A 26090-nucleotide genomic window follows, 5' to 3' on the forward strand; every position below is an offset into this window, starting at 1 on the left:
ACGACCAAAAATGGAAAAACTAGGACTTTGACTCGTTGCCGCCTTCCAATTTTTCCTCTTCTTTAGAGGCATCTTTAAATTCTTTGATACCGCTACCAAGTCCTCTCATCAATTCAGGAATCTTTTTGCCTCCGAAAAGTAAAAGAACAATAACCACAATAAGTACAATCTGCCATGGGCCAATCATACCAAGAAACATATTTTGAGCAATCATAACGTCAAAACCTTTAATTAGAAGGGTAAAAGTACTAAAAAGAACTGTAAGTGTCCACGGGATTAACGAAAATTAGCATATAGAATTGTTTTGAACACTCAAACAAGATGTTAGGTATTTTAAAAAGCTTAACATCAATATTAAAATGGAAGATTATCTTTGTTCATTATGGCGAAGGACCGAAAGAAAAGAAAAGAGATAAAGCGCAAGCTACTGCACAAGTATCGCTTGGTCATTCTAAATGAAAGCACCTTTGAGGAAAAGATTTCCTTTAAACTCAATAGACTCAATGTTTTTGTGACGGGAACCCTTTTTATCATAGTTCTGATTGGGGTAACCACCTTGATCATTGCATTTACCCCTTTGCGGGAATATATTCCAGGGTACTCATCAACCAAGTTGAAGCGGCAGGCCACGGAACTTACCTACAAAACGGACTCCTTGGTGACCGTCTTAAATTATACCAATAGGTATTTAGACAATGTTAGACTTGTACTCCGTGGAGATATTGAGAACAATCAAGTAAATAGAGATTCACTTTTTGACCAGTATAAATTAGATCCTTCCACGGTAGACCTAACGCCCATTCGGGAGGATTTGCTCCTGAGGGAGGAAGTGGAACTGGAAGACAAGTATAACCTCTTTGAGCGGAACATTGAAAATATGGGCACCTTGCTCTTTTCGCCCATCAATGGCACCTTGGTGCAAGGGTTCGATGCCAAAACCAAACATTATGCCGTGGATTTGGTGGCGCCCAAAGACACTCCGGTAAAATCAATTGGGGATGGAACCGTGCTTTTTGCAGAGTGGACTTCGGAAACGGGCTATGTCATCATTATTGAGCACCAAGAGGGGCTAACTTCGGTTTATAAGCACAATGGATCATTGAGCAAATCCCAAGGCGATTTGGTAAAAGCGGGAGAGGTGATAGCCTCTATAGGAAACACAGGGGAACTTACTACAGGCCCACACCTACATTTTGAACTTTGGAGAAAGGGAAAACCTGTAGATCCCCAGAATTATATTGACTTCAACTAAATGTCGTTAAAATCGTTTGCAGCAAAGATTTTTGCCAAGAGAATAGCCCAAAAAAATCAGAAATGGGTCAAAAATCCTCTTCAAACCCAAGAAAAGGTCTTTAAAGAACTGATTTCCAAAGCGGCTAAAACCCAATTTGGTAAGGACCATGATTTTGAAAGTATAGCATCGCATCATGATTTTGCCAAAAAGGTTCCTGTAAGGGATTATGAGGAATTAAGAACTTACATCCAGAATATTATTGATGGCCAGCCAGATGTTCTTTGGCCCGGAAAGCCCATTTATTTTGCCAAAACATCGGGGACCACATCGGGGGCAAAGTATATTCCCATTACCAAGGCATCCATTAAAAATCAGGTTGAGGCATCACGAAATGCCATTTTAAATTACATCCATGAAACAGGTAATGCTGATTTTGTGGATGGAAAGATGATTTTTCTCCAGGGAAGTCCCATTTTAGAAGAGAAAAATGGCATCAAATTGGGTCGACTTTCCGGGATTTCCGCCCATTACGTTCCCAATTATTTACAAAAGAACCGTTTGCCTAGTTGGGAGACCAATTGTATTGAAGACTGGGAAACCAAGGTGGATGCCATTGTGGAAGAGACCGAAAATGAGAACATGACGGTCATTGCGGGGATACCTTCCTGGGTGCAGATGTATTTTGAGAAGCTCAACGCCAAATCCGGGAAAAAAGTTGGGGAGCTCTTCAAGGAATTTCAACTGTTCATCTACGGAGGGGTCAATTATGAACCCTACCGGGCCAAGTTTGAAAACTTGATAGGAAGAAAAGTGGACAGCATTGAACTCTTTCCTGCCAGCGAAGGGTTTTTTGCCTATCAAGATTCGCAAAAGGAAAAAGGCATGTTGTTGCTTTTGGATGCTGGTATTTTCTACGAGTTCATTAAGGCCGATGAGTTCTTTTCCGAAAACCCAAAACGTCTCACCATCGCTGATGTGGAACTGAATGTGGATTACGCTATGATCATTTCCACCAATGCCGGGCTCTGGGCCTATAATTTGGGAGATACCATTCGGTTTGTTTCAAAGAGTCCTTACAGGGTCATTGTTTCTGGGCGGATAAAACATTTCATCTCAGCCTTTGGGGAGCACGTAATCGCCAAAGAAGTGGAAGAAGCTCTAAAATTGGCTGTGGAACAAACCGATGCTGTAGTGAACGAGTTTACCGTAGCGCCACAGACCAACCCGGAGGATGGAGAGTTGCCATACCACGAATGGTTCATTGAGTTTGAAAGGGAACCTTCCGAACCACTCAAATTTTCCCAAACCATTGAAGAAAGTATGCAAAAGCAGAACAGCTATTATTACGATTTGATTGCCGGGAACATTCTTCAACCCCTAAAAATAACCCCAATCAAATCTGGGGGCTTTCAAGATTATATGAAGACCATTGGCAAACTGGGCGGACAGAACAAGGTGCAAAGACTGGCCAATGACCGGAAAGTGGCCGAAGGACTTCAACCTTTCAAAATTTAGATTGAAAAGAACAGCTCAACTTTCGTAGGAATTCATGTATTTTTGCTCCATTGTATGATGGCAACTGAAGTAAAACAAACCACTAGGGCACAAGAATCTACCAATGCCATTGAGCGCTTGTACATTACCATGCGCCATCTGCTCAATCGTGGATTCTACAAACCATCAGGAGTTTCTGGCAACGCGCTGCGAAGCGCACTTTTGTTGTTACGGCCAGAAATCTATGGCACAATAGCAGAGGACAAATCAGAATTGAACGGGTTGATCTATGTGCTGGAACGATTGCCGGAAGGTATTGAGGAATGCCGTTTTATCAATCTAACCTCTGATGAGGGCTTTTCCAAATCACATTTAAAACCCATTATTCCACCAAAACGAAGGCGCAATTGTTACCGGATTGATGACGTTCAGATGAACATTGAGATCACGCGGGGCAGGAGTGACATTTATGACATTCTCACCCACCTTACCTTTTTGTTCATTGAATCTGGAAAAATCTGCAAACGCGTCTTGGTGGAGGATGGCAATGCCACTATTCACGATTGGGACAAACTGGAACGATTTGTTCAACTCACCGAGAAAAAAGAAAGCGAAAGGGAAATTGCCTTGATCCATACCGCCAATATTCTAAGCAGAACTTTTGATGAGGTGGTAGACATCCATAAAAAGCTCAAGAAGCCTAAAGATCCAGACCGCTTTTTGAACGTAATCTATTGGTTGGGCAAACTGGCCATTGAAGAAGAAACTACAGGGAACAAGCGTACCATAACCTTTAGCCCGTTGTTGCGCGAACGTTTGGGTCATCATATTCATGGCGAACGCTGGGCTGATATGATCAAGAAAACCCTTGAGGAGCACGGCCTATTACACCGGCCCATCCACATCATCAGTGCCAATATGCACAGTGTCATGAACTCTTTGTTTGCCCGAAAAGCGTTGGCAAAGGAATTCCCCAATGCCGATTCTTTGGAAATCTTTGAGACATTGAGTGCCACCATCAATAACAACCTTCACGAAAAGGTACGAACGACTGCGGAAAAAAACGGGATGCTATTTTTGGATGATGCTTCCGGAGCCAATATTGATGTTCAGATTTTTGATACGGCCAAACTTGGAAAGGATGCTTGCTGCTATGATCTGCCCAAAGGAATCAAAGACGAGGAAAAACCCGTTATATTTGTTATGGACTATGCCTTTGGGGAACAGGCCTATGAGACCATTGATGAGCTGTTGAAGCCTTTGGAGGGAGATGATGAAAAACGCTTTTTGAACGTAGAATCTTTGTCAATTATGGGCAAAGCGGGTATTTTGGAAGGGGGCAAAGGGGATTTGATGATTCCATCGGCCCATATTTTTGAAGGTACGGCAGATAATTACCCATTCCATAATGAGCTATGTGCTTCGGATTTTGAAGGCCATGGCCTAAAAGTTTTGGAAGGCACTATGGTGACCGTTTTGGGAACCTCGTTACAGAACAAGGACATTTTGAAGTTTTTTTACGAGTCGACCTGGAATGTCATAGGACTGGAAATGGAAGGGGTGCATTACCAAAAAGCAATCCAATCCGCTTCCAAGATACGGAAGAGCATTAAAAAGGATGTTAAAGTGAGATATGCCTACTATGCTTCGGACAACCCTTTGGAAACAGGAAGCACATTGGCATCGGGAGGCTTGGGAACAACCGGGGTAAAACCCACCTATTTGATCACGGACCGAATTTTAAAACAGATATTCAATACATAAATATATGGCAGACCAACCAGTACATCAGAATTCTTCAGATGAAATAGACTTGGGACAGTTGTTCCAGATGATTGGAAGGGGATTCCAAAAATTCTTCAATTTTATAGGAAACATCTTTAAAGGGATCTTCCATATTTTGATGCTCTTCCTGCTCTTTGTTCAAAAAAACTTCATCATCCTTGTAACTGCGATTGTTTTAGGCGGGGTGGGCGGTTATATTTTGGACAACATCGTTCCGGAAAAGTATGTTTCCAAAATGGTGGTGGAGCCCAACTTCAACAGTGTCCAGCAGCTTTACAACAACATTTCATTCTATAATGATTTGGCACAGGCACAGGATTCTGTTGCTTTGGCAACGGCATTGAACATAACGGAACACGAGGCGGCTACGGTAAAGGAAATCTATGCGGATTCGTATTCGGATGAGAACCAAAAGATTAAATTGTTCGATGAGTTTATTCGGGAATTGGACACAACCACGGTGAGGACCATTGATTTTGAGAACTACTTGGAAAACTTTAACTCCTTGGATGCCAGGTTCCACCAAATTTCAGTCATCAGTACGGACAATAGGGTGGCCAAAAAAATGCAGCCTGCCATCATCAACTCTATTTCTGTGAACGATTATTTCAAACTACAGAAAAGAATCAATGATGAGAACCTTAGCTTACAGGAAGAAATTTACAAGCAACAGCTTGTTGAAATTGACTCCTTGCAAAGTCTGTACAGGACGGTGCTGGTAAAAGAAGCGGACAAGCCCATGCAGGGCACCAGTATAAATATGGCGGAGGGTGGAGATTCGCAAAACAGGGAACTGGCCTTGGTGCAGGAGAAAGATGTACTGAAAGAAAAATTGGTCGCGTTGAACAAAGAACGGGCCAATAAATCCACGATTATCAACATTATCAGTGATTTCCCCACAAGAGGGGTGGAACAAAAGGGAGTATGGAACAGTTATAAGTTTAAGCTTCCCATATTGTTGCTGGCTTTGGTATTGGGGGTATTGGGCTTACTTCAGCTCAACAAATACCTAAAGACCTATAATCAAAAATAAGGTCAAAAAAGAATGGATCTATTTGGCTCTAATGGGAAGTAGAAATGCCTTGGGATTACAACGAAAAGGAATGTGATGATCAAAATTTTGGTAACTGGTTCCACGGGTCAACTTGGATTAACATTACAGGAACAGGCCGAGAATTTTCTAGATGGTTCCTTTGATTTCAAGGCATCTGAAGAACTGGACATCACCAAACTAAAAGAGCTGGAGAAAATCTTTCAAAAAGGAAAGTATGATTTCTGTATCAATTGCGCCGCATATACCAATGTGGAACAAGCCGAAAAACATCCTGAAGAAGCCTTTAAGGTGAATGCAGAAGGGGCAAAAAACTTGGCGGCCATTTGCAAAGCACATAAAGCCACGCTGATACATATTTCTACAGATTATGTGTTTGATGGGGAAAAAGAAACTCCATATACTGTGGAAGACCAGCCCAATCCGATCAATGAATACGGAAGGTCCAAACTTGCCGGAGAAAAATTTATTCAGCAGATTTTACCCAATCATCACATCATCAGGACATCTTGGTTGTACAGTAAAAAGTATGGCCATAATTTCTATCGAACAATCGTGAAAAAGGCCTTGGCTGGAAAGGGTTTGCATATCACCGACGCTCAAAAAGGTTGCCCAACCAACACCGAAACATTGGCAAGCTTTATTTTGGAGGAAATCGTACTGGGAAAAAAGCCATTTGGGGTGTATCATTTTACAGATGGAAAACCCATGACATGGTATGAATTTGCCCAGTACATACTGGAAGAAAAAGGTCTGAAGGGGAAAGTCAACCTTGTTTTGGACTCGAATTATCGTACTTTCGCAAAGCGACCAAAAAATAGTGTTCTTTCTTAGCGTTTAAAGGAGAAAATTAAGATTTTAAGGAAGCTTCCATGGAAAAGAATATTCCCAAGAGCATTTTAATTACAGGAGGAGCAGGTTTTATAGGCTCTCATGTGGTTAGACGATTTGTTGCCCAGTACAGTAACTACAAAATCGTTAACCTTGATGCTTTGACATATGCTGGGAATTTGGAAAACCTGAAAGATGTTCAGAATACAGCTAACTATTCTTTTGTAAAGGGGGATATTACAGACACCGACTTTATCAATGACCTATTCTCTAGAAATAAGTTTGATGGCGTGATCCATTTGGCGGCAGAATCCCATGTGGACCGTTCCATTTCAGACCCACTGTCTTTTGTACGAACCAATGTTTTGGGGACGGTTAACTTGTTGAACGCTTCATTGGAGTTGGCCAAGAACAATCCAAACTTCCTGTTTTATCATATAAGCACAGATGAAGTGTACGGAAGTCTGGGAGAAAAGGGGCTTTTTAAGGAAAACACACCGTATAATCCAAACTCCCCCTATTCAGCTTCAAAGGCAAGTTCAGACCACTTTGTGCGGGCGTATGGTGAAACCTATAAATTACCATATATCATCTCCAATTGCTCCAACAACTATGGACCCAATCAATTCCCAGAGAAATTGATTCCCCTTTTCATTCACAATATCATACAAAATAAGCCGTTGCCCGTATATGGCGATGGAAATTATACCCGTGATTGGTTGTATGTAAAAGATCATGCGGAGGCCATTGATTTGGTATTTCATCAAGGAAAAAAGGGAGAGACCTACAACATTGGCGGTTTTAATGAATGGAAGAACATAGATTTGACCCGACTGTTATGTCGGCTAATGGACAAAAAACTCAACAGAGCGGAAGGAACATCGGAAAAACTGATAACCTTTGTAAAAGATCGTCCGGGGCATGATTTAAGATATGCCATTGATGCTTCCAAAATTAATAAGGAACTGGGTTGGGAACCATCAGTAACTTTTGAAGAAGGACTTGAGCAGACTATAGATTGGTATTTTGAGAATAAGGATTGGCTTGGGCATGTTACCTCAGGGGATTATTTGGAGTATTATAAAAAACAGTATCAAGAATAACGCATAATGAAGGGAATCATTTTGGCAGGCGGAACCGGCAGTAGATTGCACCCACTCACCCTTTCAGTGAGCAAGCAGTTGATGCCCATTTACGACAAGCCAATGATTTATTATCCATTGTCTACCCTAATGTATGCCGGAATCAAGGAAATCTTGATTATTTCCACCCCAAAGGATTTGCCTTTATTCCGGGAACTTTTGGGAGATGGGCAAAAGTACGGCTGCTCCTTTTCCTATGCTGTTCAAGAATCACCCAATGGGCTGGCAGAAGCTTTTATCATAGGGGAAGGTTTTATTGGTGCAGACAAAGTGGCTCTTATTTTGGGGGATAATATCTTTTATGGAACTGGGCTATCCAATTTGTTACAAGCGAATAACGACCCAGATGGAGGGGTAATCTATGCCTACAGGGTAAATGATCCACAACGATATGGAGTGGTTGAGTTCAATGAGGAAGGAAAGGCCATCAGTATTGAAGAGAAACCAAAGGAACCAAAATCCAACTTTGTGGTGCCGGGCATTTATTTTTATGATAACAATGTGATTGGAATTGCCAAAAGCATACAACCTAGTGCTCGGGGTGAATTGGAAATCACCGATGTGAACAAAGCCTATCTGAAGCAGGGCAAGCTCAATGTCAGTATTTTGGACAGGGGTACAGCATGGTTGGATACAGGTACGTTCCAAGCCCTGATGCAGGCCTCACAATTTGTAGAGGTATTGGAGGAAAGGCAGGACACCATCATAGGTTCCATAGAAGTAGCCGCTTATGAAATGGGTTACATAACCAAAGAACAGTTTATACAATTGGCCCAACCACTAAAGAAAAGTGGATATGGAAAAAGACTTTTAGGCATTCTGAATCAAGAGATATGATTAAAGCAACGGAAACCAAACTAAAGGGATGTTTTGTTTTGGAACCCACCGTGTTTGAGGATGACAGGGGCTATTTTTATGAAAATCACAACCATAAGGATTTTTGTGAAGCTGTGGGTGGTGAAGTGACCTTTGTACAAGACAATGTTTCCTACTCAAAAAAAGGGGTGCTCAGGGGGTTGCATTTTCAGGAGGGAGAACACGCCCAAGCCAAATTGATTTCGGTGTTACAGGGAAGAATTCAAGATGTTGTGGTAGATTTGCGCCAAGATTCCCCCACTTTTGGTCAGCACATATCAATGGAACTGAGTGATGAGAACAACAAACAGCTCTTTATTCCAAGGGGAATGGCACATGGTTTTTTAACCTTGAGCGAGTCAGCAAAAGTTCTGTACAAATGTGACAATTATTACAATAAAGAAGCGGAGGGGAGCATTAGATACAATGACCCTATTTTGGAGATTGATTGGGAAAAGGATTTTGGAGAAATCTTGCTATCAGAAAGAGATGAAAAGGCACAAGACTGGAATATATATTTAAAACAATAGGATTCATAAAGGCCACCAAAATGTATGATAAAAGTAAAATGTTAATTGAACGGTAAAAAGATATTTTTTGAAAAAGAAAAAAAACCTTATAGTTTTTGGAACTCGACCTGAAGCTATAAAAATGGCTCCTCTGGTAAAACAGTTTGATAAGCATTCGGATGAGTTTGACACTAAAGTGTGTATAACGGCCCAACACCGGGAAATGTTAGATCAGGTCATTTCATTTTTTGATATAATACCGGACTATGACCTTAACCTTATGAAGCCAAACCAGAATCTTTATGGTTTAACGGCAGATATTATCCTAGGTTTAAAATCGGTTTTAGAAGATTTTCAGCCAGATTATGTATATGTACATGGCGATACCACCACCACCATGGCGGCTAGCATAGCCTCATTTTATTCTGGTTCAAAGGTCTGCCACGTTGAAGCAGGACTAAGAACATTTAATAAAAAATCTCCTTTTCCAGAGGAAATGAATCGGTGTGTAACGGGAGTGGTGAGTGACATACATTTTGCACCAACAGAGACTTCAAAAGGTAATCTGTTAAAGGAAAACAAAGTCTCCGATTCAATTGTGGTTACAGGCAACACAGTAATAGATGCGCTACACATGAGTGTTGCAAAAGTCAGGACTGAAACGTATAAAGATCCAGAAATAAGTAAACTATCTCAAATGTTGGATCCGAATAAAAAACTGATTTTGGTAACGGGCCACCGTAGAGAGAATCATGGCCAAGGCTTTCTGAACATCTGTGAAGCACTAAAAGAGCTTTCAATCAAGTATAGTGATGCTCAAATAGTATACCCTGTTCACCTTAATCCAAAGGTCCAAGCACCCGTTTATAAGATTCTTGGAGATATCCCAAATATAAAACTAATACCCCCATTATCGTATCCATCTTTTGTATGGCTCATGAATCAATCCTATTTAATTATAACAGATAGTGGAGGGGTACAAGAAGAGGCGCCAAGTTTGGGAAAGCCGGTTTTAGTGATGAGAGATACAACGGAAAGACCAGAAGCGGTAGAAGCTGGAACCGTACTTTTAGTCGGTACAAACAAGGATTTGATTGTATCCGAAGCCTCAAAACTAATGGATGATAAGAAGGCTTATGATAAAATGAAAAAGCTGCATAATCCTTATGGTGACGGTAATGCGTGTAAAAGAATTGTAGAACATATAAGAAATCAAAAATGAACGACCCTTCGGTGGTAATGGTGGGATTGGGCTATATTGGCCTACCTACAGCAGCATTGGTAGCACAGAAAAAAACTAAGGTGTTTGGAGTTGATATTAATCCAGAAGTGGTTAAGACCATTAATGCTGGTAAAATTCATATTGTGGAACCTGAACTTGATTTGGCTGTTTCCAAAGCCGTTGAGTCAGGGTACTTAGAAGCTGGGACTAAGCCAGTTTCTGCAGACACGTTTATAATTGTGGTACCTACACCGTTCAAAGGAAAAAATGAACCGGATATATCATTTGTACAAGCTGCCACAAAATCAGTTTTACCGTTTTTAAAGGAAGGAGATCTATATATTATTGAATCTACCTCGCCAATAGGGACAACCGAAAAAATGCGCGAATACATTTATCAAGAAAGGCCAGAGCTCAGGGATAAAATCTATATAGCCTATTGTCCCGAAAGAGTATTGCCTGGAAATGTAATGTACGAGTTGGTAAACAATGATCGTGTTATAGGCGGAATTGATGATGAATCCACAGAAAAGGCTACTGACTTTTATTCACGGTATGTGAAGGGAAGTCTGCATAAGACCAATGCCCGTACCGCAGAAATGTGTAAACTGGTAGAGAATTCATCAAGAGATGTACAGATAGCCTTTGCAAATGAATTGTCACTGATCTGTGACAAAGCAGATATTAATGTTTGGGAACTAATAGAATTGGCAAATAAGCACCCCAGAGTCAACATATTACAGCCAGGCTGTGGTGTAGGGGGGCATTGCATTGCAGTAGACCCCTACTTTATCGTTTCAGATTATCCGATGGAATCACAAATCATTGGTAAGGCGAGGGAAATAAACAATTATAAATCCTTTTGGTGCGCAGAAAAAATCAAAAACGTCAAACTGGAATTCCAATTGAAACATGGCAGAAAACCAAAAATTGCATTGATGGGACTGGCTTTTAAGCCCAACATTGATGATTTAAGGGAATCTCCTGCCAAATATATAGCACAAAAGGTTTTGCAAGATGCCAATGATGAAGAATATTTCATTGTAGAACCCAATATTGAAGAACATAAGGTTTTTAAACTTACAGATTATAGAGAGGCCGCTAAAAAGGCTGACATCATTGCTTTTTTAGTGGCTCATGATGAGTTTAAAGCCTTAAACATCAATGAAGACAAATTGGTACTTGATTTTTGTGGGATAATTAAAAAGTAATAAAGAAATGGGATCAGAAGAAATAGATTCTAGGTATTTGATGTTTTTTGAAAAAAACCTGAATGTGCCAAACAATATTAAAACACGAATAAAAAACAATATAAATTGACCTCAACAGATTTAGATCAACACATTTCTCTGGCAGTTCAAGCATCTATTGACGCAGGAAAGGCCATCATGGAAATCTATGCCTCTCCAGATTTCGAGACCGAAATCAAAGAAGATAATTCACCTTTAACCAAGGCCGACAAGGAATCCAACAAGGTCATAATGTCCTATTTGCAAAAGACAAGTATTCCCATAATCAGTGAAGAAAACAGAATGCTGGATTATGCAGAAAGAAAAAATTGGGACCTATGTTGGTTGGTAGACCCTTTGGATGGCACAAAGGAGTTCATCAAAAGAAATGGGGAGTTCACCGTTAATATTGCCTTGATCCAAGATGGAACGCCTATTTTAGGGGTGATTTATGTACCGGTAACCAAGGAGTTGTACTATGCAAATGTTCAAGCTAAGGCAGCCTTCAAAGATGTTTTGAAAAACGAAGATGGAACCAACACCCTTTTTTCAAAAGAAAACCAATTGCATTTGAGCGGAAATCAAAACAAAGAACTTATTAAGGTAGTAGGCAGTAGATCTCATATGAACGAACAAACGGAAAAATTTATTGAGGATTTGAAACAAAAACACGATGAAGTGGAAATTGTTTCCAAGGGAAGCTCATTAAAATTCTGTCTTGTGGCAGAAGGAAAGGCAGACGTTTATCCAAGGATAGCCCCAACCATGGAATGGGACACAGGGGCTGGCCATGCCATCTGTAGTGCAGTGGGCCTGAAAGTAACCCAATGGGAAACAGATCAAGAACTATCCTATAACAAGGAAAATTTGTTGAACCCTTATTTCTTGGTTCACTAGATGGCTAAAGAGGTATCCTATAAAAGGCATTTGGCCAAAACCATTACCTGGCGGTTGGTGGGTACCTTGGACACTATTTTGTTGTCTTGGGCCATCACTGGAAACCCATTTACGGGACTAAAGATTGGTTTTGCCGAGGTCATCACCAAAATGACCCTGTATTACTTCCATGAAAGGGCATGGGTTAAAATAGGGATAGGAGACAGTAGGCGGAGGCACATTTTAAAAACGGTTACTTGGCGGGCCCTAGGAACATTGGATACTATCATACTATCTTGGATCATATCTGGAAACCCTTTTACAGGATTAAAGATTGGTTTTGCCGAGGTCATCACCAAAATGATTTTGTATTACTACCACGAAAGAGCATGGTATAGAATTAATTACGGATTGGATAAAAGAAATCGTGCAAAGAAATGGAAGAGAACATCATAAGGCATGACTATAAAATTGGGATGAAAGAAAGAAGAAAGGCCAATGGTCATAAGTCTTTCTTGATTTTCTTTACTGGGTTATCCGGTTCTGGAAAATCCACCATTGCCAATGGCCTTGAACAAAAGTTGGTTGAAGAAAACATTAAAACCTACACGCTAGATGGCGATAATGTTAGAAAGGGAATAAATAAGGATTTAAGTTTCTCCCCTGAAGATCGTTCAGAAAACAACAGAAGGATTGGCGAAGTGGCCAATTTGTTTGTTGATGCGGGGCTTGTGGTCTTGGCAGCATTTGTGGCACCTTTTGAAAAGGATCGAAACCAAATCAAAGAGACCGTTGGCAAAGAAAACTATGTGGAGGTTTTTGTCAATACCAGTTTGGAAGAATGTGAGCGGAGAGATGTTAAAGGACTGTATAAAAAAGCAAGAAAAGGTGAAATAAAGGATATGACGGGCATATCAAGCCCGTATGAAGTACCTTTGCATCCAGATATTGTTCTTACAGAAAAAGAATCTGTTGAAGAAGCAGTGAACAAAATATATGAATTGATTCGACCCAAATTACAATTGTAATGAGTAAGTATTATTTGAACTATTTAGACGAGCTGGAGTCCGAGGCCATTTTTGTGCTGAGGGAAGTTTGGGCTCAATTTCAAAACCCTGTGATTCTGTTTTCAGGAGGGAAAGATTCCATTGTGGTCACCCACTTGGCCCGAAAAGCATTTTATCCCAGCAAAATACCTTTTGCATTGATGCACGTGGACACCGGACATAACTTTCCAGAAACCATAAAGTTTAGGGACGACCTTATTGAAAACTTGGGCGTTCGGCTCATTGTTGGTTCTGTACAAGAATCCATAGACCAAGGAAGAGTGGCGGAAGAAAAAGGAAAGAACGCTACAAGAAATGCCCTTCAAATCACTACGCTTTTGGACGCCATTGAATCCAACAAAGTAGATTGTGCCATTGGTGGCGGAAGAAGAGATGAGGAAAAGGCCCGTGCCAAGGAACGTTTCTTTTCACACCGGGACGACTTTGGCCAATGGGACCCCAAGAACCAACGCCCAGAATTGTGGAACATCTTCAACGGAAAACATTTTGAAGGAGAGCATTTTCGGGTTTTCCCGATCAGTAACTGGACCGAAATGGATGTCTGGAACTACATCAATCGAGAAAACATCCAGATACCATCTCTGTATTTCGCTCATGAAAGAGAAGTAGTTTGGAGAAGCAATTCCTGGATTCCCAATTCTGAATTCCTGAAATTGGACGAGGGCGAAGAGGTGGTCACCAAAAAAATACGGTTCAGAACCCTTGGGGATATCACTATTACCGGAGGAATAGAATCAGATGCAGATACCGTTGAAAAGATAGCACAAGAGGTATCGGCCATGAGACAAACGGAGCGAGGAAACCGCAGTGACGACAAACGCTCGGAAACTGCAATGGAAGACAGAAAGAAACAAGGATATTTTTAGAAAAAGATATGTTGGACAACAATCAACTTTTACGATTTACAACAGCGGGAAGTGTGGACGATGGGAAAAGTACCCTCATTGGAAGACTGCTATACGATTCCAAGTCAATTTTTGAAGACCAATTGGAAGCCATTGAAACCACCAGTAAGAAGAAGGGTCATGAAGGCGTAGATTTGGCGCTATTCACCGATGGTCTTCGTGATGAAAGAGAACAAGGTATCACCATTGATGTGGCCTATCGCTATTTCACCACTCCAAAACGGAAGTTCATTATTGCTGATACTCCTGGGCATATACAATATACCCGAAACATGGTTACTGGAGCTTCAACGGCCAATGCGGCCATTATTTTGGTGGATGCTAGACACGGGGTCATTGAACAGACCAAAAGACACGCATTTATTGCATCATTGTTGCAGATACCGCACGTAATTGTGTGTATCAACAAAATGGATTTGGTGGATTTTTCGGAAGAGGCCTATAACAAAGTTATAGCGCAATTCGAGGAGTTTTCATCCAAATTATTGGTAAAAGATGTGCGGTTTATTCCGATTAGTGCTTTGTTGGGAGACAATGTGGTGAACAGATCAGAAAACATGGATTGGTACCAAGGCGCTCCTCTGCTGCATACGTTGGAAACCATGCACATTAGTAGTGATACCAATAAGGTGGATGCCCGATTCCCGGTTCAGACCGTTTTAAGGCCCCAAAGCGAAGAATTCAGGGATTATCGCGGTTATGCAGGACGGGTGGCAAGTGGCGTACTGCGAAAAGGCGATGAGGTTACCGTGATGCCCTCTGGTTTTGTATCAAAAATCAAATCCATTGACACATTTTCTGGTGAAGTTGAAGAGGCATTCGCACCCATGTCCGTTTCCATAACCTTGGAAGACGATATAGATATCAGTAGGGGGGATATGATTGTTCGCTCCAATAACAAACCCAAGGCGCAACAAGATATTGAAGTGATGCTTTGTTGGTTGAATAACAGCCCAGCAAAACCTAGGGCAAAATATACCATAAAGCATACCTCGAACGAGCAGAAGGCCATGATCAATGAAGTGCTGTATAAAATTGATATCAACACCTTAAACAGAAGCACCGATGATACAGACATGTCAATGAACGATATTTGCAAAGTGCGTATCAGAACCACAAAACCTTTGATGATAGACCCGTATCGCGAGAACCGAACTACAGGAAGCATTATTTTGGTGGACGACGCAACCAACGAGACGGTGGCGGCCGGGATGGTGGTTTGATTTTTTTTAGAAGGTAATAAATGAAACATCAGGATTCAAGGCACGAATACGTCTGATTATTTGATAATCCAGTCAATTCTAAACCATTAATATGATTAAGGAGGGGTCTTTACAGACTTTGGCATTGAATGTTGAAGATTTCCGGTAAAGAATGAACAAGTATAGATGCGACAATCAATAAATTATATTGGGATTTTGAAAAAGACATAATCAATGTTTCATTAAGAAAAGCTGTTTTGACAATAACGCATTTATATTAGACGGGCAGAATGCTATCTAGACTATTAGGAGAGAACAACGATGTAAAGGAACTACTGTTTAAAAGTGCTTCTTTTTTCATCATCAAGTCTTTTGGGTTTTTGTCAGGATATATTTTTGTGCTGATTATATCCAATTTATTTGGTGCTACCGTCAACGGTTATGTGGCAATGTCATTTTCAATTTTTTTGATAGGTTCAATAATACCAAGACTGGGTTTTGACATTAATCTGGTTAAAATGTTTTCTTCAAAAAGTTTTGGTGAGGCAAAATACTACTATAAAAAATCCATCCTTATATCTGGTTTGATTTCATTAATCATGACCATTGTGGGTTTTGCTCTAAAAAGGCAGTTCGGAAGCTTACTGGGAATTGAAAATTTGGACTATGTAACCATGGGATTTCTTTCTATCCCACTTTGGACATTTACACTGATTAATTCAGCTGTCTTAAGGGGGATGAAGGATACCAAGTGGCATTCTTTCTTGACCAATGCTGGCAGGTTCATTTTTGGCCTTATACTTTTATTGACCTTCTATTTTGGAATGGATGAAAGAGGCATTGCTGTACCTATCCTTTCCCATACAATAGGAATGGCCGTTCTTGCTTTGGCCTCTTACATTTTGGTTTATAGACGACTTAAAAGCATACAATCAGAGAAAGGTGATTTGGAAACTAAGAGCTATATAGTCGATTCAGCCCCACTTATGTTTTCATCCGCCCTTATTTTATTGTTAGGATGGACCGACACAATTTTTTTAGGAGTTTTTGATGTAGCTTCCAATGTAGGAATATACCATGTGGTGTTAAAACTTGTTGCGGTTATAGGATTCTCACTTCAATCCATGAACAGTATTTTGGCACCAAAAATTGCGAAGTCATACTATACTGGAGACCAAGAAACATTTAACAAGCTCTTACAAACGGTGGTAAAGATTAATTTTTACTTTTCAATAGGCTTGATGTTGGTTTTGATTTTGTTCAGAGACCCCATTTTATTATTATTTGGAGAAGAATTTTTAGGTGGGTCAACGCTGCTGGTCATTCTTTGTGTAGGACAGCTTACAAATACCATCTGTGGTCCTGTAGGAGTTGTTTTTCAAATGACAGGACAGCAAAAAACATTCCAAAACCTTATCTTGATAGCGTTTCTCATTAATTTGACTCTTAACTTTTTACTGATTCCCACATATGGAATTTACGGAGCGGCCATAAGCAGTATCGTAGGTATGTCTTTTTGGAATTTAGCGGGGGTTTTTATTATACAAAAGAAGCACGATATTTTATTGATCTACAATCCATTCAAATGAAGATAAACACATTTATTATTGGAGTACAAAAAGGGGCTACAACATCTTTGTACGAGTGGCTTATTCAACACCCTGATGTTTGTGGGGAACTTTATCTGAAAGACTATCCTTTTTTTAGCAATGATGAACTGTTCAATAAGGGCTTTGAATTTATTGAAAAGCAATTTACTTCATACGACAATCAAAAAATAGTAATTACCGGATGCGTTGACTATGTTGAAGATAAACAGGGCCTAATTAGAATCAAGGAGTATAATCCGGAAGCTAGAATCATACTTCTTTTAAGAAAACCGGAGGAAAGACTAAAATCTGCGTTTAAGTTTTTAAATCAAATATCATTGGAGAAACATAATGATATCAATAAAGCTATCGAAAGTGATTCGGAATATATGGAAAGAAGTTTGTATGGAGATAAGCTTGACTACTTATATTCCTTGTTTCCAGAGAAAAACATTAAAGTGATGCTCTTTGAAAATGTCACCAAATCTTCGGTTGAAGCAACAAAGGAAGTGTTTTCGTTTTTGGGCGTCAGCGAAAACCTGGAATTAAATTTCCACAATGCAAACAAGACTGGAGCGGTAAGGTTCAAGTATTTGAACAAGCTGATGTTTGACAAAACGAAAGACAACATATTTAGGGCTTCAGCAAGAAAATTGTTTGATCCTGGAACACGTGTAAAGCTTAGAAGAGCTATAAAAAATCTAAACACAACCACTCGTAACGATAGTATAAACCTTGACCTTGATGAAAAGTATAGAAGAATACTTGAAAACGACATGGAAAAGGTTAAAAAATATGTGGATATTGAAGGTTCTTGGTAAAACGTATACGGCTTTTATTCTGCGTGATTGCGGCTAGTGATTTTGGCAAATTTTGATGAACTTGAACATTATCTTAAAACTATTCCCTTGAGATTAAGCTACTCCCATATTGAACATAGTGTTGTGCTCTTTTTGGCTTTTTTTGTTTTTTGGGAGTATCCTTTAATGAATTTTGTCAACAAATTTATTGATGTTGGTTTCTTAAGTTATGTAGACGAGGTATTGTTGTTATTTATCATATTTAATGGAGCAATCAGGGCTACTTTAAAAAACAGGGTTCTTTTAAAGGAATCTACTGTGTATGTTTCTTTCATATACCTAACACTGATTTCCTTAATATTTGGACTAAATAGGAATTTAATGGATATTGTATTTCAAAACCTTATCCATTTAAAGTTCTTTTTTTTCTTCTATTATTTCTTTTTTAGAAAGGATGCTTATACAAATGGAATTGAAAAAACCTTAAAACTTTTATTCTATGGCTCGTTGTTGGGAGTACTCATGAGCATAGTTCTTAAGTTTAAGTTTTATGATTTTTTTGGTATTCCCATGGAGACGAGGAACGGGGCTTTAAGACACGGGGGTTTTTTCAAGACAAATTTTCTAGCTTTTTTTTATTTGCTATTCTATTTGAGAATATTATTGAGTTATTTCCTAAAGCAACAACATCAAAAGGTTTTGATTGTTTCTGTTCTTTTTGCCTTGCTATTTTTAATTCTAGGCACTAGGACATCAATTTTCATTATTCCCCTGTCGTTTCTGCTACTTTATGGAGGAAATCTGATAAAAAGCTTGGGAATGAAAGGGTTGCTGGCGTTTATGGCATTTTCACTGATTGGTCTGTTATTCTTCTCAGACTTTGCTGAAAAGACTTATCAAAACTTCGTTCATGGCTTTGATTTGGAGGGAAGCTATATTAGAGGGATTATGTTGCACTTGGGGGGACTAATAAGCCTAGATTATTTTCCCATTGGGACTGGATCGGGTACCTTTGGGACCATTTTTTCTGAAGGGAGTATTGTATATGACAATTATGGGGTTGGCCATCGCTTCTTTTTTGTAAATATGTTCGGAGTGTATGATAGTAATCTGGCCTCAATATTGGGAGAGTTTGGTTTTTTGGGAGTTCTCATTTTCTCAACCCTTATTTATTATGTGTTTTCCGCGGTTAAAAAACAGGGGTTGGAAAAAAGATTTTTTATTCTTCTATTAACAAGCTTTATTCTAAACTTAATTGTGCGTAGTTTGTTAATGAATACTACCCTCGCATTAATATTTGTTTTTGGTTTAATATCTATCTTAAAAGTCAATGAAAATTTTATTCGTTTCAAATATGTATCCTAGCAAAGAGAAAGCTTATGCGGGGATCTTTGTTAAAAATCAATTTGAGGAGCTTCAAAAGCAAATTGGTCCAGCCGACAAGCTGGATATATTTTACATGAAAAGAAGCTTTACGTCTTCAGTGGGTAGTGTTTTTAAATATGTTGGTGCATTTTTCAGGTTTATACCATATTTTTTTAAGCGGTACGATGTTGTTCATGTCCATTATTTTTTTCCGTTGATTCTTTTGGCATGGGTTAAAAAGAAATTGAACCCTAACACAAAAATAGTGGTAACCTTTCTTGGAAGGGATATCAACTCCCAAGTAAATGAAAAGAACAAAGCTTTTTTTCAACGTATTGCTAAAAGTGTGGATTATTCAATACCCGTTGGGAAAACCATGGCTGACCAGGTACAGAAGAAGCTAAACCTAAATAAGATAAAAATCCTTCCTTGTGGTGTGGATTCAACAATTTTTTACCACGAAAAAGAAACACAGAAAGTGTATGATTTTATTTCTGTAGGCTCTTTTATCCATAGAAAAGGAATAGATACAGTAATAGAAGCCATAAAAAAGCTGCCTAAAGGTTCAAATATTAAATTTTGTTTCTGTGGATCGGGGGAATACAAAAACCAACTTGTGAAACTTCAAAATGATTATAATATTACAATAAAGGAGAACCAAACCCAGCCTATGTTGCGCACGTTGCTCAATCAATCTAGGTTTTTCCTGCTTATGTCCAGGGCCGAGGGGTTTGCTACGGCAACAACGGAGGCCTTTTTTTGCCATGTGCCTGTATTGACATCAGACATAGACAACTTTAAAGAGCAAGTAACAGTTGGGAAAAATGGATATATGGTACCCTTGGAAGACGCTGAGACCTTGGTAAAAAAGTTTAATGAGCTCCATGACTTGGGGCAAGAAGAATATGGTAAACTTCAAGTAGGTGCTTCAGAATCTTTTAGGGATGCTTCGCTGTCAAATGTGTGTTCTGAAATATTGAAGATTTATCATGAGCTTGTTTAAACGGCCCCTAAATCAATGAAAAAGCTTGTTTATCTATTGTATTTGATTTTCTTTAGAAACACTCCTGAGGATTATAGACCTTATGCCTTGTTTTTTCCTTGGATCAGGAGCAAGATGGTAGGGTTTTATCTAAAAAAATGCGGGGAAAAACCTAGAGTGAAGAGTGGTGCTGAAATTTCTCCCAATGCAACCTTGGGCGGTTTTTCAGAACTGGGAACACGATGTATGGTGCAAGCAAATGTTCATATTGGCAACAATGTGATTATGGGACCCGATGTTAAAATATACTCCAGAAACCATAAATATGATAGACTGGACCTGCCAATTCAAAAACAAGGAAAAAATTATTATGTAACCACCATTGGCAATGATGTATGGTTGGGGGCCAATGTAATTATTACTGCAGGGTGTAACATTGGCAACCATGTCATAGTTGCGGCAGGGGCAGTAGTAACCAAAGATGTGCCCGATTACGCTATAGTTGGTGGGGTCCCAGCGAAAACCATTGGCACTAGAAAGTAAAAAACAAGTTGAATGTGAAAATGAATCGATACTTTGATGACAGTAATACACAAAGAGTTCTTTTTGACAATCTTATTATAGGCGATACTTTTGAGGAAGTAAATATTTATCATCCTCTCCCAGATATGTTTATGGAAAAAATGGAATTTGATTTTCAATGCTTCCTAGACAAATTATCCTAACCGTAAATAGTTCATTATAGAAACAACCCTAATATATCTTTTGGGAGCCGGCCGAAGCGGCACAACGCTATTGGCAACTATCCTTAATACCAACGAGGATGTGGTCACCCTTGGTGAAATGCACCAATTTAAAGACTATTTAAACGGAGAAAAGGCATGTTCCTGTGGGGAAAAACTCCAAGCATGCCCATTTTGGAAAGAAATCCAGCAAGCTTTGCCCCAATCAACTATTGAAGGACTGGAATATTGTGAAAAATGTGAAAACCACAAGAACATACCTAAGCTGCTTTTTACCAAAAAGCCCAATCAGGTCTATCTAGGGACACAGGAAAATATTTTTCAGAACATTTCGAAACAGAGTCCCAAGAAGGTACTGTTGGATTCTTCTAAATATATTGGCCGCTATTTGTTGCTGTCAAAGAGTAAAAATCTCAATATTAGGGGCATTTATGTTGTAAGGGATATAAGGGGGGTTATAAATTCTTTTAACAAGAAGGTACAGACACCCAAACTTCCCATATCTACAATCTTGTACTATGGGCTAATCAATTTTTTTGGACAATTGGTGTGTTGGATGGATCGAAAGGTAGTTAAGGTCAAATATGAAGATTTTGTGGACAACCCCAGAATGGAACTCGAAAGGATTAACAAACATGTTTTTTTGGGGGAAGAGAAAAAGGTAACTTTACCGGAGTTCTTGGAAGTGCCACATATAATCGGGGGTAACCGAATGAAAAGTGAAAAGAAGATCCACATCAGCCCCGATTTTAAATGGAAGACAAATATTAACCGGGGACGACAAATAGTTTATTATCTCGCTCTTTTGCCTTTTATGCTCATTAACAATTATAAGATTTGAAAAAAGTATTGGAACTTAGATTTTGGGCACTTTATTTGACCGTATTTACATTGCCAATGTTCATGCGATTGAACAATATTTTTCTTGGCATCTTTGTTTTATTGGGACTTGCTTCGCTAATTTTTGATTATAAATCCTGGGACATTTCAAATTTTTGGAAATCATGGCCGGTATTTTCCTTCTTCATTTTGGCTGTATTTGGCTCATTTTATGGTGCTGAATTATGGGAGGGATTTAAATATTTGGAAAGGTATTGGTCCTTTATTTTGGTTCCATTTGTAATAATGGGCGAAAAGGACAAGTACAGCGAAAGAAGGAAACAAATCTTTATGGCCCTTGTTTGGGGGTCTCTGGCCACTTTAATTATTTGTTATGGCAATGTGATTTATGAAATGGTAACCAGAAATGAACCCTTACACTATTTCTTTCGATGGAGACATGTTAATCATCGATTTACCAATATAGCAGATATTCACCCAACATACCTAGGCGTTTTTATCGTGACTGCAATAATATTTTTAATCCATCACAAAGGAGACAGACCTTACCTTAGATATGCAACTATACTATTTTTGCTAATAGGTTTGTTCCAATTGGCCAGCAGGGTGGCTTTGCTTATGTTATTGGTACTTGTTGGGTATTTTTTGCTGATGAGAATTGCAAAATATAGATTTCAATCCATATTTATTTTATTGGGCTTGATATTGTGTTTGGTCGTCTTCAATAAAATAGGTAGCAGTTATTTAAAACAACGCTTGTTTACCAAAGAAGCCATTGTGGACGACAAACGTTTTGAGCGTTGGGACGCCTCCTATCAGATATTTAAGGAAAATCCTTTTATGGGAGTTGGTTTTGCAAAAATAGAAGAGATGAGGAACCAAAAATATATCGACTTTGGTTTTGATGAAGCAGCCAGAAACGATTTGAATGCACACAATCAGTTTTTAGAGCTATTGAGCCGAAATGGCGCCATAGGGGGATTTGTATATGTCTGCTCATTGGGTTTTTTATTGTTATTGTCCATGTACAGGAGAGATTATCTGTTCTCACTCATATTTTTTGCGTTCATATTGGCCAATGTTACAGAGTCAATGCTGGTAAGGATAAAAGGAATTGAGTTCTTTGCTGTTTTTGCAACATTGTTTTTGTGTGGAGTCAATCCAAAAAGATTGGAAAAAGAATGAACATCTATATCACTTTGGATTATGAACTATTTTTTGGACCAAAAAGTGGCAGTGTAGACAAGTGCATCATTGAGCCCACAGAGAAATTGTTAAAGATTGCAGACCCTCTTAACATCAAATTTGTTTGCTTCGTTGATTCGGGATATTTGTTGGCCTTGGAAAAACAAATGGGAGAGCATCCAATCTTAAGAAAAGACTATGACAAAATTGTTGGTCAAATACAAAAATTATCAGCGCAAGGACATGGGATCGAGCTTCATATTCATCCGCATTGGGAGGACTCCTGTTTTGATGGCACCAAATGGAAACATAATACCACAAGGTACCGATTATATGACTTTAGCAAAAATGAGGTACACGATATTGTAACCAGATATACTAAGATATTGAAAAAGATAACCGGGAAACCTCCAAAAGCCTATCGTGCCGGAGGTTGGAGTGCGCAACCGTTTCATCATATCAAAGAGGCCCTCAAAAACAATGGGGTGCTTATTGACAGTTCCGTTTATCCTAAAGGGTATTATCTTTCTGAAAACCAAAGATTTGATTTTTCTTCTGTTCCCGAATTCAAAACGTTTTACAGGTTTTCCAATGATGTCACTGAGGAAGATGATAATGGGGAATTTGTGGAGATACCCATAAGCTCATATAGAGTGTCACCTATTTTCTTTTGGAGATTTATTTTGGTTAAGCTCCTAAAACAAAAGAGGCATTTGGCATTTGGAGATGGGAGCGCAATTCCTATGGCCAAAAAGAATGTTTTTAAACTTCTTATAAGTCATAGCCATAGTGTGGTTTCCATGGATGGATTAAAGGCTTTTTTAATAAAAAAGGCTTTTAAGACCTATAAAATTAATACAACCGATACTGATAATTTTGTAATTATTGGTCATCCCAAGGCTTTCTCATCTTACTCTCTAAAACAAATGGAAAAGTTTCTTAAGGAAACGTACAAAGAACATAACTATAAAACATTTTAGTGAATAGAATACAATTTCTCGGTATTCCGATTGATAACCTTACCATGGCAGAAACCTTAGAGGTTATAAATAATGCCATAGAACAAGGAGAGCAATTACACCATGTTGTTGTGAATGCAGGAAAAGTTGTGGCCATGCAGAGCGATGCTTTACTTAAGGAAAGTGTTGTTAACAGCCATTTGATTAATGCCGATGGACAGGCGGTTGTATGGGCATCCAAACTATTGGGAACACCTTTGAAAGAAAGAGTTGCAGGAATTGATTTAATGGAAAGTTTGGTAAAGTTGTCCAGTAAAAACAACTATAAGATATTTTTCTTAGGAGCCACTGAAGACATAGTGAAAACTGTTGTAGAAAGGTATGCCAAAGAATACGGACAAGGAATAATTGCAGGATATAGGAATGGATATTTTAAAAAGAATGAAGAGGAACAAATAGCAGAACAGATTTCACAAAGTGGGGCTCAACTTTTATTTGTTGCTATCAGTTCACCAAAAAAGGAAAAATTCTTATATGAGCATCGCGATTTATTGGTTAATGTAAACTTGATCATGGGCGTTGGGGGAAGCTTTGACGTAGTGGCTGGAAAAGTTAAAAGAGCACCGGTTTGGATGCAGAAAACAGGCCTTGAATGGTTTTATAGATTTCTTCAAGAACCCCAAAGAATGTGGAAAAGATATTTGGTCGGTAACACCAAATTTATTCTATTGGTCTTAAGGGAGCGTGTTAAATTTTAATACTTTTGATCGCAACACTATTTCTATTTTAATCCACAATGTTTTTTAGGTTCACCAAGTATTCTGATTTAATCAAGCCGATGTCTTTGATAATAGATGTGTTGGTGATTAACCTTTTTGTTTACTTTCTCCCTATAAACATAAACGAACCTATTTTGTTCCATGCATATATTACACTGTGCTGGGTTGTATTGTCCTTAAAAAATGATTTTTATAAAATCCATAGGTTCACCAAAGTTCCTTTTTTACTAAGAAAGATTTTTACCCAGTTCATTTTTTTCTTTTTTCTTTTATACGCCTTCATCGGCTTTTTTAAGCAACCCTATATGAGCCGCTTTGCGTTGGCCCAATATTTCTTTATTGCTTTGGTGGCAATATCCGGGATTAAGTTCATAACCTATGTTGTAATGATGGAGTATAGGGAAAAATTCAAGGGTAATATTAGAAGAGTGGTAGTCATAGGAAAGAACAGGAAAACAGACCAACTAATAAATGTCTTTAAAAATCGAGACGAATATGGTTATGAGTTTAAGAAACAGTTTTGTCCTAAAAAAGATCGGTTCGTCATTGAAGAATGCTTTTCATTTATTCTGAAAAATAATATTGATGAGATTTATTGTTCCGTTTCAGAGCTTAAAAATGATGAACTTACCCAGTTCATCAACTTTGCCGATAACAATTTAAAAACCCTCAAATTCATTCCAGACAACAAAAACATCTTTGCCAAAAAGCTCAAATTTGAATATTATGACTATATCCCTGTACTTTCTTTAAGGGATATCCCTATGGACAATCCCATAAACGCATTCATTAAACGAAGCTTTGATGTTGTCTTTTCCTTGACTGTAATAGTTGGATTATTGTCTTGGTTAACCCCTATTTTGGCCATACTGATCACGCTTGAATCCAAGGGACCAGTGTTTTTTAGACAGACCAGAAACGGCATTGACAACAGGGAATTCTATTGTTATAAATTTCGCTCCATGGCTCCCAACAAAAATGCAGACGACATACAGGCCACAAAAAACGACATGCGAATCACCAAAATAGGAAGATTCCTAAGAAGTACCAGTATAGATGAGCTTCCTCAATTCTATAATGTGCTGTTCGGCACCATGTCGGTGGTGGGCCCCAGACCCCATATGGTAAAGCACACCAGTGAATATGCTGCAAGTGTGGACAAATATATGGTTCGTCATTTTGTAAAGCCCGGCATAACCGGATTGGCACAAATTAGAGGCTACAGAGGGGAAATTGAGACCGACTCGGATATTCAAAACCGAATTAAATTCGATATTTTCTATATCGAGAACTGGTCCATTTTTTTGGACCTTAAAATAATGCTCCAGACTGTTTTCAATGTGTTCAAGGGAGAGGAAAAAGCGTATTGAGTCGAGAATATAGTGTAGGTTGACCAGAAAAGTTTTCGGTCTGGATCTATATGGCCTATGTTTGTTTTGCTTGAAG

The 26090-nt window shown here is 38.9% G+C and carries 26 protein-coding genes; 25 read left to right on the top strand and 1 reads right to left on the bottom strand.

What is annotated here, in order from left to right:
* Positions 1-19: 19 nt before the first annotated feature.
* A complete protein-coding gene (gene tatA / locus FG28_RS06340) occupies positions 20-214 on the bottom strand; it encodes a twin-arginine translocase TatA/TatE family subunit (RefSeq protein ID WP_036380915.1) in 195 nt (64 codons plus the stop codon).
* A gap of 168 nt (positions 215-382) precedes the next feature.
* On the opposite strand from tatA, the gene FG28_RS06345 reads away from it, so the two are divergent.
* The 25 genes from FG28_RS06345 to FG28_RS06465 all read left to right on the top strand — a co-directional run bounded on the left by FG28_RS06345 (position 383) and on the right by FG28_RS06465 (position 26014).
* Positions 383-1252 (top strand): M23 family metallopeptidase, encoded by an 870-nt coding sequence (locus FG28_RS06345; protein WP_036380918.1) that lies wholly within the window; start codon positions 383-385, stop codon positions 1250-1252.
* Positions 1253-2749, top strand: a complete 1497-nt coding sequence (locus FG28_RS06350) for a GH3 auxin-responsive promoter family protein (protein ID WP_036380921.1) — start codon at positions 1253-1255, stop codon at positions 2747-2749.
* 54 nt (positions 2750-2803) lie between these two features.
* Positions 2804-4492, top strand: coding sequence for a DUF6909 family protein (locus FG28_RS06355; protein ID WP_036380924.1), 1689 nt, complete (start codon positions 2804-2806; stop codon positions 4490-4492).
* A gap of 4 nt (positions 4493-4496) precedes the next feature.
* Complete coding sequence (locus FG28_RS06360) at positions 4497-5546, top strand: hypothetical protein (RefSeq protein ID WP_036380927.1); 1050 nt, start codon at positions 4497-4499, stop codon at positions 5544-5546.
* 75 nt (positions 5547-5621) lie between these two features.
* On the top strand, positions 5622-6398 hold the full coding sequence (gene rfbD / locus FG28_RS06365) for a dTDP-4-dehydrorhamnose reductase (protein ID WP_081894239.1): 777 nt from the start codon (positions 5622-5624) through the stop codon (positions 6396-6398).
* Positions 6399-6436: 38 nt separating this feature from the next.
* Complete coding sequence (gene rfbB, locus FG28_RS06370) at positions 6437-7498, top strand: dTDP-glucose 4,6-dehydratase (RefSeq protein ID WP_036380930.1); 1062 nt, start codon at positions 6437-6439, stop codon at positions 7496-7498.
* Positions 7499-7504: 6 nt separating this feature from the next.
* Entirely contained in the window at positions 7505-8374 is an 870-nt protein-coding gene (gene rfbA / locus FG28_RS06375; protein ID WP_036380933.1) for a glucose-1-phosphate thymidylyltransferase RfbA, read from the top strand.
* Positions 8374-8922 carry a dTDP-4-dehydrorhamnose 3,5-epimerase gene (gene rfbC / locus FG28_RS06380; RefSeq protein WP_036386233.1) on the top strand — a complete coding sequence of 183 codons (549 nt, stop codon included), beginning with the start codon at positions 8374-8376 and terminating at the stop codon, positions 8920-8922. The genes rfbA and rfbC overlap by 1 nt, the downstream gene beginning before the upstream one ends.
* A 121-nt stretch (positions 8923-9043) precedes the next feature.
* On the top strand, positions 9044-10123 hold the full coding sequence (wecB, locus tag FG28_RS06385) for a non-hydrolyzing UDP-N-acetylglucosamine 2-epimerase (protein WP_051947578.1): 1080 nt from the start codon (positions 9044-9046) through the stop codon (positions 10121-10123).
* Positions 10120-11334 carry a UDP-N-acetyl-D-mannosamine dehydrogenase gene (gene wecC, locus FG28_RS06390; RefSeq protein WP_036380939.1) on the top strand — a complete coding sequence of 405 codons (1215 nt, stop codon included), beginning with the start codon at positions 10120-10122 and terminating at the stop codon, positions 11332-11334. The genes wecB and wecC overlap by 4 nt, the downstream gene beginning before the upstream one ends.
* A gap of 105 nt (positions 11335-11439) precedes the next feature.
* Positions 11440-12249 (top strand): 3'(2'),5'-bisphosphate nucleotidase CysQ, encoded by an 810-nt coding sequence (gene cysQ, locus FG28_RS06395; protein ID WP_036380942.1) that lies wholly within the window; start codon positions 11440-11442, stop codon positions 12247-12249.
* Positions 12250-12684, top strand: a complete 435-nt coding sequence (locus tag FG28_RS06400; RefSeq protein ID WP_036380944.1) for a DUF2061 domain-containing protein — start codon at positions 12250-12252, stop codon at positions 12682-12684.
* Positions 12666-13256, top strand: a complete 591-nt coding sequence (gene cysC, locus FG28_RS06405; RefSeq protein WP_036380947.1) for an adenylyl-sulfate kinase — start codon at positions 12666-12668, stop codon at positions 13254-13256. The genes FG28_RS06400 and cysC overlap by 19 nt, the downstream gene beginning before the upstream one ends.
* Positions 13256-14161 (top strand): sulfate adenylyltransferase subunit CysD, encoded by a 906-nt coding sequence (gene cysD / locus FG28_RS06410; protein ID WP_036380950.1) that lies wholly within the window; start codon positions 13256-13258, stop codon positions 14159-14161. The genes cysC and cysD overlap by 1 nt, the downstream gene beginning before the upstream one ends.
* Positions 14162-14169: 8 nt before the next feature.
* On the top strand, positions 14170-15423 hold the full coding sequence (gene cysN, locus FG28_RS06415) for a sulfate adenylyltransferase subunit CysN (RefSeq protein ID WP_036380953.1): 1254 nt from the start codon (positions 14170-14172) through the stop codon (positions 15421-15423).
* A gap of 269 nt (positions 15424-15692) precedes the next feature.
* Positions 15693-16991: a flippase gene (locus tag FG28_RS06420; protein WP_036380955.1), complete on the top strand. Its 1299-nt coding sequence runs from the start codon at positions 15693-15695 to the stop codon at positions 16989-16991.
* Entirely contained in the window at positions 16988-17812 is an 825-nt protein-coding gene (locus FG28_RS06425) for a sulfotransferase domain-containing protein (protein WP_036380958.1), read from the top strand. The genes FG28_RS06420 and FG28_RS06425 overlap by 4 nt, the downstream gene beginning before the upstream one ends.
* 798 nt (positions 17813-18610) lie before the next feature.
* Complete coding sequence (locus FG28_RS20585) at positions 18611-19156, top strand: hypothetical protein (RefSeq protein ID WP_156102218.1); 546 nt, start codon at positions 18611-18613, stop codon at positions 19154-19156.
* Positions 19146-20159 carry a glycosyltransferase family 4 protein gene (locus FG28_RS06435; RefSeq protein WP_197062556.1) on the top strand — a complete coding sequence of 338 codons (1014 nt, stop codon included), beginning with the start codon at positions 19146-19148 and terminating at the stop codon, positions 20157-20159. The genes FG28_RS20585 and FG28_RS06435 overlap by 11 nt, the downstream gene beginning before the upstream one ends.
* Before the next feature lie 15 nt (positions 20160-20174).
* Positions 20175-20681, top strand: a complete 507-nt coding sequence (locus FG28_RS06440) for a DapH/DapD/GlmU-related protein (RefSeq protein ID WP_036380966.1) — start codon at positions 20175-20177, stop codon at positions 20679-20681.
* Between the two features lie 222 nt (positions 20682-20903).
* A complete protein-coding gene (locus tag FG28_RS06445) occupies positions 20904-21722 on the top strand; it encodes a sulfotransferase (protein WP_197062557.1) in 819 nt (272 codons plus the stop codon).
* Positions 21719-22906, top strand: a complete 1188-nt coding sequence (locus FG28_RS06450; RefSeq protein WP_036380972.1) for an O-antigen ligase — start codon at positions 21719-21721, stop codon at positions 22904-22906. The genes FG28_RS06445 and FG28_RS06450 overlap by 4 nt, the downstream gene beginning before the upstream one ends.
* Positions 22903-23886 carry a hypothetical protein gene (locus FG28_RS06455; RefSeq protein ID WP_036380975.1) on the top strand — a complete coding sequence of 328 codons (984 nt, stop codon included), beginning with the start codon at positions 22903-22905 and terminating at the stop codon, positions 23884-23886. The genes FG28_RS06450 and FG28_RS06455 overlap by 4 nt, the downstream gene beginning before the upstream one ends.
* Positions 23886-24623, top strand: coding sequence for a WecB/TagA/CpsF family glycosyltransferase (locus FG28_RS06460; protein WP_036380978.1), 738 nt, complete (start codon positions 23886-23888; stop codon positions 24621-24623). The genes FG28_RS06455 and FG28_RS06460 overlap by 1 nt, the downstream gene beginning before the upstream one ends.
* An 80-nt stretch (positions 24624-24703) precedes the next feature.
* Complete coding sequence (locus tag FG28_RS06465; RefSeq protein ID WP_316930852.1) at positions 24704-26014, top strand: undecaprenyl-phosphate glucose phosphotransferase; 1311 nt, start codon at positions 24704-24706, stop codon at positions 26012-26014.
* Positions 26015-26090 lie beyond the last annotated feature (76 nt).

This window comes from Muricauda sp. MAR_2010_75 (assembly GCF_000745185.1).
In the GTDB taxonomy this organism is placed as follows: Bacteria; Bacteroidota; Bacteroidia; order Flavobacteriales; family Flavobacteriaceae; genus Flagellimonas.

Bases quoted from the DNA above. Each gene is read 5' to 3' on its own strand.
- cysD (WP_036380950.1), top strand. From the start codon at position 13,256: ATGAGTAAGTATTATTTGAACTATTTAGACGAGCTGGAGTCCGAGGCC.
- rfbD (WP_081894239.1), top strand. From the start codon at position 5,622: ATGATCAAAATTTTGGTAACTGGTTCCACGGGTCAACTTGGATTAACA.
- cysC (WP_036380947.1), top strand. From the start codon at position 12,666: ATGGAAGAGAACATCATAAGGCATGACTATAAAATTGGGATGAAAGAA.
- FG28_RS06455 (WP_036380975.1), top strand. From the start codon at position 22,903: ATGAACATCTATATCACTTTGGATTATGAACTATTTTTTGGACCAAAA.
- FG28_RS06345 (WP_036380918.1), top strand. From the start codon at position 383: ATGGCGAAGGACCGAAAGAAAAGAAAAGAGATAAAGCGCAAGCTACTG.
- wecB (WP_051947578.1), top strand. From the start codon at position 9,044: ATGGCTCCTCTGGTAAAACAGTTTGATAAGCATTCGGATGAGTTTGAC.
- tatA (WP_036380915.1), bottom strand. From the start codon at position 214: ATGATTGCTCAAAATATGTTTCTTGGTATGATTGGCCCATGGCAGATT.
- FG28_RS06425 (WP_036380958.1), top strand. From the start codon at position 16,988: ATGAAGATAAACACATTTATTATTGGAGTACAAAAAGGGGCTACAACA.
- FG28_RS06465 (WP_316930852.1), top strand. From the start codon at position 24,704: ATGTCTTTGATAATAGATGTGTTGGTGATTAACCTTTTTGTTTACTTT.
- FG28_RS20585 (WP_156102218.1), top strand. From the start codon at position 18,611: ATGAAAGGGTTGCTGGCGTTTATGGCATTTTCACTGATTGGTCTGTTA.
- FG28_RS06360 (WP_036380927.1), top strand. From the start codon at position 4,497: ATGGCAGACCAACCAGTACATCAGAATTCTTCAGATGAAATAGACTTG.
- wecC (WP_036380939.1), top strand. From the start codon at position 10,120: ATGAACGACCCTTCGGTGGTAATGGTGGGATTGGGCTATATTGGCCTA.
- FG28_RS06440 (WP_036380966.1), top strand. From the start codon at position 20,175: ATGAAAAAGCTTGTTTATCTATTGTATTTGATTTTCTTTAGAAACACT.
- rfbB (WP_036380930.1), top strand. From the start codon at position 6,437: ATGGAAAAGAATATTCCCAAGAGCATTTTAATTACAGGAGGAGCAGGT.
- FG28_RS06400 (WP_036380944.1), top strand. From the start codon at position 12,250: ATGGCTAAAGAGGTATCCTATAAAAGGCATTTGGCCAAAACCATTACC.
- FG28_RS06435 (WP_197062556.1), top strand. From the start codon at position 19,146: ATGTATCCTAGCAAAGAGAAAGCTTATGCGGGGATCTTTGTTAAAAAT.
- FG28_RS06420 (WP_036380955.1), top strand. From the start codon at position 15,693: ATGCTATCTAGACTATTAGGAGAGAACAACGATGTAAAGGAACTACTG.
- rfbA (WP_036380933.1), top strand. From the start codon at position 7,505: ATGAAGGGAATCATTTTGGCAGGCGGAACCGGCAGTAGATTGCACCCA.
- cysN (WP_036380953.1), top strand. From the start codon at position 14,170: ATGTTGGACAACAATCAACTTTTACGATTTACAACAGCGGGAAGTGTG.
- FG28_RS06355 (WP_036380924.1), top strand. From the start codon at position 2,804: ATGATGGCAACTGAAGTAAAACAAACCACTAGGGCACAAGAATCTACC.
- FG28_RS06350 (WP_036380921.1), top strand. From the start codon at position 1,253: ATGTCGTTAAAATCGTTTGCAGCAAAGATTTTTGCCAAGAGAATAGCC.